Genomic DNA, 6,756 nt, shown 5'->3' with positions numbered 1-6,756 from the left:
GGGCGGAATGTTTTTTGCGGGGGAAAGATTTCATGGCTCTTGACCTGTAGATTCCCCGGAAAGCGGGTTCGGAAAGGCAGGAAACGAACGCTCTCACAAAAGCGTGAAGGGGATTCCCTTTTCCGGGGGCAGTACAGCAGGAAGAGGCGTCCGGGGGAGCGTGTCGGGCGCCTCTTCCTCTGCAGATTTAAGGATTACTCCGTAGGTCTCGGGGGAATCGTGTAGGTCTGGTTCACGCCGTCCCTGGTCACCGATATGGTGCCGCCCTGGCCCAGCTGGAGATTCTTCTCAACGGACCTTGAGTGGCTCTCGCCGGTGGTCTTGTTGGTCCACTGGGCGCTGTTGGCCGAGTCGAACTCACCGGTGGCGGCATTGAAGGCAAAGCCGCCTTTCGCCGATCCTGACACATAGGGATTGTCGGTAGCGCCGGCGAATCCGCCGATGGCGCCGTTGGGGCCTGCCGCTGCGAACCCTGCTCCGGCGCTCACGCCGCCGTTGGGTCCCACGTGGTAGCCCGCCCCGCCGATTGCGCCCTTTGTGCCGTCGGCGCTCACTCCTGCGGCCCCGCCGTATTCGCCGTAACCGCCGTAAGGTCCCGCGTAAGCTGTCCTGGGCTGGATGCTGATGTCTGCCATTTTATTTTCCTCCTTCTGGTATCTCGTGCTTTATGGGCTCATGATACCACCCCCCCCTTACAGGACCCTCACAGGTGCCTTACAGGGTTCTTACAGGGATGAACAGCAGGTAAACATTTTGCGCTGCCCTGTTATCTTATCGATGCTCCATGGTGCGGGCACCCAGTTTTCCGGAGGCAGGAGAACATTCATGCTTTGGAAAACCTTGTGGGTGCCAGACTGATGGCAGAAATTGGAGTTTCCCGGAGGAACAAGTGTGTCTGCTGGATATCATTGAAGCAATGGCAGAGAATCAGCCCCAGAGGGTGAAGGAGCTCATCAGCAGCCATGAGGTCAACGTGGACCTCAAGGACAGCAACGCGACAACGCCTCTCCACTGGGCTTCGCAGAGGGGGCATAATGACCTGGTGACTTTCCTCATCTCCAGGGGTGCTTCGGTGAATATCCTCGACAGGTGGCGTGCCACCCCTCTTCATTATGCCTCTCAGAACGGCCACACGGAGATAGTGAAGCGCCTCATTGCCAACGGAGCGATACCTTATGTGGCCAATCTGGAGGGAGCGGTCCCCCTGCACCTGGCGGCAAATGCCGAGATCGCCGCAATGTTGAAGGAATGCGGCGGCGAAGAGTACCTCGTCACGGAGCTTGGAGAGCCCGACTACGACTGAGAATCAGCAGCTGCCGCAGGGCACGCTCTGTGGCATATTCTATCGGTTATGCACGGAGTGCTTTTCGATGCTCTGCCAGGTGCTCACTGCCCATTCCCTGTCAGGCCCTTCATCAAAGCAGATGCTTACAATGCACAGGTTGCCAGGCGCTGCCGTATAGCCCTGCAGTACAAAGCCTCCCTGCTGGTCTTCATTGGGAAATACCTGTGCCCACCCGGCGAGGTCATTTTTCCTGTAATCAATAGTCTCCCGGCACCGGGGATGAAGCCGATCCTTTTCAGGGAGCATCGCCTCTGCGGTGAGCTCATCGCCGGGCCTGGGCTCCGCCGTGATGGAAGAGGCCTGCACCGACCTGCCACCGAACCAGAAAATAAGCTCAGTGCCTTCTCTGTTGCTGTCGGTATAGAAATACCCGGGCAGCGCAATGGACCAGGGTCCTCCCAGAAACTGGCGCACCATACCCCTTTTAAAGCCAATGAGGCCGGGTTTCGGGGGGGCGGGCCGCTCTGAAGCCGGCTTTTCAAGAAGTGCCCTGATCTCCATGATTTCTTCTTCAGGCAGGGCCAGGGCGCCGTCCAGGAGCCTTGCCCTCTCAAAGCACTCCAGAACCAGCCTGTACTTGGATTCCTCGTCATCGGACGCCGGATGATGCCAGGGGATATCGAACCACGCCATGGCAAGGCCGCAGTTCTTCCAGAAGAGCCCGTCAATTCCCTTGTTCCACCAGGGAAAAAAGCGTGACCCCAGGGAAATGAGCCCTTCGGCATCCGCTATCAGCACTTTCTCGAACCATTCCACGGGCCAGAATCCCATGGGCGAGGCGGCAAAGTAATCCCCCTCGATGAGAATGTCTGTGGGAAGAGATATCTGAAGGTTTTTTGTCTGGCTGGAGCCGTAGCTTTCCAGGACAGTGCCTGCGAGGTTCCGGAGCCAGTCCAGCATTCTCTCCTGCACCCCGGCAAAATTTCGGTGCTCCGGGAAGCCCGTTTCATCTCCCGGCCCGCCTTCCGGATCTCTCCACTCCCACGTGAGCCTGCATTCCTCAGCAACTTTTTCAAGGGTTTCCACGAGGAAAGCGTGATAGCCCGGCCCTGCTGAATTCGTTTTTGCCGAGCAGAGGAGCCTCTCTCCCTCGCCGAAGGAGAACTCCACAGGATCTTCGGCAGGGTGGAACACAAGGAGCATCCTGTCATCCTGCAGATCAAAGAGAAAGAACTTCTTCATGAGCGGGTCCGTGAGGGCGCCCTCGAAGGCCTGCCTGACATGTGAGAGGATGTCGCTCTTCTGGGGCTTTGCCCCGAAGAAACCTTTCGGCTTGCTATGGGCCTGCAGAAAAAGCCTCACTGCCATGAGCGGGTCCTCCTTTGCTCCCCTGGGTCATTATTTCAATGAAGGGGCATTCCCTCCCTCTTCGTAGGAGGGAAGCCTCCCTGTGAGCCACATGGTCCTCCTCCACTGACAGGCGAGGTATTTCAGCCCTTCCTGCCCTGCCGAGAGGGCATCAAGGAGAGGAAAAGTCATCGAATGTCCCGGGCCCCACGATCCATCTCCGGCGGGAAGAAGGGACTGACCTTCCCGGTAATTCCTCAGGGCGCCGGCGCTCTCCCCCGAAAACCACCGCTCCACAGTCTCAAGGTGTTCGTCAAGGCTCTCAATGTTCCCGGGGAATCCCAGGGAAGCGCTGCACTCCGCAACAAGCTGAAGGCCTCTCAGGATGTCGTAATTATAGAACCGCGGGAAAAGCGGGCCGAGCCACGAGGAATTCAGGATCCTGCCGCTTCTGGCGCTCCTTGCGAGCCTGTGGGCCATCAGGTACTCGCAGCCCCGCTCGAGGTGCTCAATAAAGGGGATGCCGTCAAGCCGCACAAGGGTGAGAAGAAGCTCCAGCATGGGAAGGGTGGACTCTATCGAGCTCACGGGCCGCGGCCTGGTGTAGGCCCCTTCGTCGCAGTTGAAGCCGCCGTCTGCCATCTGGTAGCGCTCTATCCATTCCCTCACCCAGGGAGCCCTTGCAGGAAACTCACCTTCTTCCTCCCTCAGCAGCCTTGCCATTGTCCCCATGGCGCAGTGGCAGATGATGTGGCGGTAAGGATCGGCCCCTGCGGGGATCTCCTCCTCCGTGAGGGGGAAGTGGTGAAGGTAGTGGGACGAGAGGCGCTCACTCATTGCGGAAATGGCGGGGCGGGGAATCCGGTGCGAGAGGCCTGCTTCATGGAGGGCCATCATATGCCACCAAGGGGCGGTCCATTTCGGCCAGTAAGGATCTCGCCCGAGATCGTCCATCACCTTCCCTGAGCCAAGGTATGAGAGGCTCTGCGAGACCGCTTCCTCTACCTCCCTGCTGTGGTCAACGGTGCTGATGTAGAATCGGAGCTTCCGCGGGGCGCCGCTCCCTCCCGGCAGTGAAGGTATCTCCTCGCCGCCGTTTTTTTCTATGACGCGGCGGGAGGCACTATTGGTCTCGTCGCAGGTGAGGAGGACCCGCATAAGGCCGAGGCGCCGCGCTTCAAGCAGGCACAGGCGGAGCATCTGCGTTGCGTATCCCCTGGTGCGTGCCGAGGGGCGGACCTCATAGCCGATGTGCCCTCCAAGCCTGCTGAGGTTGCCGTTCAGATGGAGGCGCAGGGAGATGCGGCCCACGAAGTCTCCTTCAGCGAGGGCCCAGTACTCGACGGCAGGCACAAGCACTCTCTCCCCCGGGCTTGCGAGGGCCTCGAGGCGCCGGAGATATGCAGGGAAATCCCTTCTCAGGTCGCCGGAGGTGAGGCAGAGGTAAAGCGTCGCGTTATCTCTGAGCTCCGGTGGAAGCTCTTCCATTGCCGCAAGGTAGCGATCTTTCAGCTCAAGTGACGGCCGTGCCAGGGTAAGAGGCTCCATGGTGCCACAATACCATGAAAACCGGGTTTTGCCAAGTGGCAGCCCGGGCCCAGCCTCAGGAATGTATCACCTTTCACATATTTTCACCGGGAGAAGTGATATGATAGCTATGAAGGGGAGGGTGGAAAAAATAAGCAGCGTCCGGGGTGGGAAAAGAAGCAGAGCCTCTGAGACGGGGGAGGTGAGCAGGGCCGCCGGGATTCGGGCAGCCAGGAAGAGCGGCCGGCAGGGGTGAGGGATTTCCCGCCCCTGCCGTGTTTTTGCCCTTGTGCATGCCGGAGCGGCGCTACTTGCCGCGCTTCCAGATATAGTAATCCATATCATCGGAGCCCGAAGATTTAAAATTCATGAGGCCCCCCTCTCTGATGGTGACCACGACTTCAAAGTCCCTCCGTGGTGCCTTGCAGGAGAGGATGGTCTTTGACCCGTCGTTTGACTTCACCGTGTAGGGAATGGCATTCGTTTTTCCTCCCCTGTGGTATATCATCTCCCGGGTGGTGAATTCCACTTTCATGGTCGCCATCAGGCGTTTCATCATCTCACCCATCGCTGCCGCCTCTTTGGCGTTATACTTCGGGCTTTTCTTCGCCTCCTCCATGGTCCTTTCATAATCGACGGCCCATATCCCCACGAAGTTCTGAGCCCCCTGGCCGCGGGCCGGGGCTGCCCACAGCACGGACGCTGCAATGAGCACAATCACTATCACCATCTTTTTCATGAGAGCCTCCTGTGACACTACTGGTGAATTTCGCCTGCCAAGGCAATGAATTTCGCTTTCTGAGGTGATTCCCTCTATTCGCCCAGGATCCTTTCAAGACTCCCGCCGCCTTTACATAATACTGTTCCATCGGCAGCCTTGGTGGGTTCCAGGCCCCTTCGGTTGGAATCCGGAGAGGCTTTGGAATTCATGGCAAGAGCATCGGGCGCAAGCCAGCCGATCCTTTTGCCACTGTCTGAGTCCGAAAGGGCGAGTTGTGGCAAAAGAGGCAGGCGAGCCCAGATGCGCTCCAGGAATGGAGCCTAGCTGCGGAGGATCCACCGGAGGGGCATTGCCCACCATTGCATGAATAAATGTGGCAACAGCTGATACTGTAGGAAATTTCCACAGGAGGCTCATGAGAAATGATTGACATGATTGGCGGCACGATCCTGGAAATGTCCCGTGGAGCACTCAATGCGATGGGAAAGCCCTCCGCAGGCCCTGCAAAGGCCGCCGGTGACGGTGAAAAACCGGGCGCCACCGACAGGGAGGACCTCTCTTCGGAAGCCCTCGCCGAGGGAGAGGAGGAAGGGGCTCCTATCGGCAATATCCTGAAGAACATATTTGGCCTGAACTATGAGGAGCCCGGCAAAGGCTCACCTGAAGATGGCGTGAAAGGGCGCGCCTATTTCGCGATGATGGTGAATTCCTTGTTGTACGTGCCTTTTTTGCGGTTCACGTAGCTTAAGAGGGTGGCCCACTTGCCGTTTTTCTCCGCGCCGATGGTGAGAGTCACGGCATGAGAGGTATCTTCCTTGAAGTGGGCCTTCACCGACACGGTGTTTTTCCCCGGCTTCAGGTGCTCATTGAGGTCGATGCTCGTGGAGGCGGTGACGGTCTGCACGATCTCCCCGTTGACAAGGACCTCGATCTCCCACTTGCCGTAAGTACCCGTGTCGGCGATCACCTTGAGGATATGGTTCTTCTCGATGGTCCGGGGCGCGGCGGCGGCCAGGCCCCTGGCGTCAAACTGGAAGCTCTTGCTCACGGCGCCGCATGTGCCGTGGGCGAAGTTCACCACCGTGTTCCATGATGAGCCGGCCGATCTCCCGATGGTGAGCTTTACCTTGTGGGTGTCCCTTTTCCATTCACCCTTCACCACCACCTTGTTTCTGCCCGGGATGACGAAAGGCGTCACGTCGGCATCGGCCCAGGCTCCGTACGTCCCCACCTGGCGGCCGTTAATGTAGGGCATCAGGGTCCATGAGCCCATGGTGCCCGTGTCGGCTTCAACTTTCATGATATACTGCCCTTCCACGGCCGGCTCCTCGGGAAGGCCCCTCGGCACTGTGATGACCTGTTTGATGACCTCCTGACCCTTGTCTCTCCTGTTATAGCTGTAAGAGGTCATCCACTTGCCTCCCCGCTTTGCCCCTATGAAAAGGCGGACCGGCAGGGTCTCCTCCTTCCAGTCGGCATTGAGGGTGATGGCATTTCTGCCCCATTGAAGATGAGGAGTGATGTCAATGTCTGCCCGCTTTTCAAGTTTCGTGACGTACTTGTCATTAAGCCAAAGCTCTATGGCCCACTTCCCGTAGGTGCCGCTGTCAGTCTGTATCTTGAGCTGGTGAGGCGGAATACTCTCCCCGGCGGAGAGCGGCCCGCGCGGGAAGAGGAGAAAAAGCGACAAGAGAAGGGAGAAAAATATGCCGGTCTTCAGGCTGTGCTTCATTGCCACCTCCATGGTCTGTGCTGTTGCTACTTTTTCTCTCCACTGGAGGCAAATCCTGCAGCAGGAATGATTCCGCGGGCAGGGAAGAATATCGTTGAAGCATTGAAATGCCAGGCTGTCAGGACTTTGAGCGAGGCATCTGTG

At 58.3% G+C, this 6,756-nt stretch carries 7 protein-coding genes; 2 read left to right on the top strand and 5 right to left on the bottom strand.

Features of this window, described 5'->3' with window-relative positions; all coding sequences use genetic code 11:
• Nucleotides 1-194: 194 nt before the first annotated feature.
• Entirely contained in the window at nucleotides 195-635 is a 441-nt protein-coding gene (locus tag RDV48_29410) for a hypothetical protein (GenBank protein MDQ7826953.1), read from the bottom strand.
• A gap of 254 nt (nucleotides 636-889) precedes the next feature.
• Here RDV48_29410 and RDV48_29405 point away from each other — a divergent pair, with 254 nt between their 5' ends.
• Nucleotides 890-1,303 carry an ankyrin repeat domain-containing protein gene (locus RDV48_29405; protein MDQ7826952.1) on the top strand — a complete coding sequence of 138 codons (414 nt, stop codon included), beginning with the start codon at nucleotides 890-892 and terminating at the stop codon, nucleotides 1,301-1,303.
• 39 nt (nucleotides 1,304-1,342) lie between these two features.
• Here the strand turns inward: RDV48_29405 and RDV48_29400 are convergent, their stop codons facing one another.
• The 3 genes from RDV48_29400 to RDV48_29390 all read right to left on the bottom strand — a co-directional run bounded on the left by RDV48_29400 (nucleotide 1,343) and on the right by RDV48_29390 (nucleotide 4,898).
• Nucleotides 1,343-2,653: a hypothetical protein gene (locus tag RDV48_29400; GenBank protein MDQ7826951.1), complete on the bottom strand. Its 1,311-nt coding sequence runs from the start codon at nucleotides 2,651-2,653 to the stop codon at nucleotides 1,343-1,345.
• 30 nt (nucleotides 2,654-2,683) lie between these two features.
• On the bottom strand, nucleotides 2,684-4,180 hold the full coding sequence (locus RDV48_29395) for a GNAT family N-acetyltransferase (protein ID MDQ7826950.1): 1,497 nt from the start codon (nucleotides 4,178-4,180) through the stop codon (nucleotides 2,684-2,686).
• A 286-nt stretch (nucleotides 4,181-4,466) separates the two neighbouring features.
• On the bottom strand, nucleotides 4,467-4,898 hold the full coding sequence (locus RDV48_29390) for a hypothetical protein (GenBank protein ID MDQ7826949.1): 432 nt from the start codon (nucleotides 4,896-4,898) through the stop codon (nucleotides 4,467-4,469).
• Nucleotides 4,899-5,302: 404 nt separating this feature from the next.
• Here RDV48_29390 and RDV48_29385 point away from each other — a divergent pair, with 404 nt between their 5' ends.
• Nucleotides 5,303-5,623, top strand: a complete 321-nt coding sequence (locus RDV48_29385; GenBank protein ID MDQ7826948.1) for a hypothetical protein — start codon at nucleotides 5,303-5,305, stop codon at nucleotides 5,621-5,623.
• On the opposite strand, the gene RDV48_29380 is transcribed toward RDV48_29385, so the two are convergent.
• Nucleotides 5,566-6,612: a hypothetical protein gene (locus RDV48_29380; GenBank protein ID MDQ7826947.1), complete on the bottom strand. Its 1,047-nt coding sequence runs from the start codon at nucleotides 6,610-6,612 to the stop codon at nucleotides 5,566-5,568. The genes RDV48_29385 and RDV48_29380 overlap by 58 nt on opposite strands.
• Between the last annotated feature and the right edge of the window lie 144 nt (nucleotides 6,613-6,756).

It is taken from the genome of Candidatus Eremiobacterota bacterium (assembly GCA_031082125.1).
GTDB lineage: Bacteria > Vulcanimicrobiota > CADAWZ01 > CADAWZ01 > Ess09-12 > Ess09-12.
Note: the sequence above shows the minus strand (reverse complement) of the source record. Positions and strands in the feature narration are given on the sequence as shown.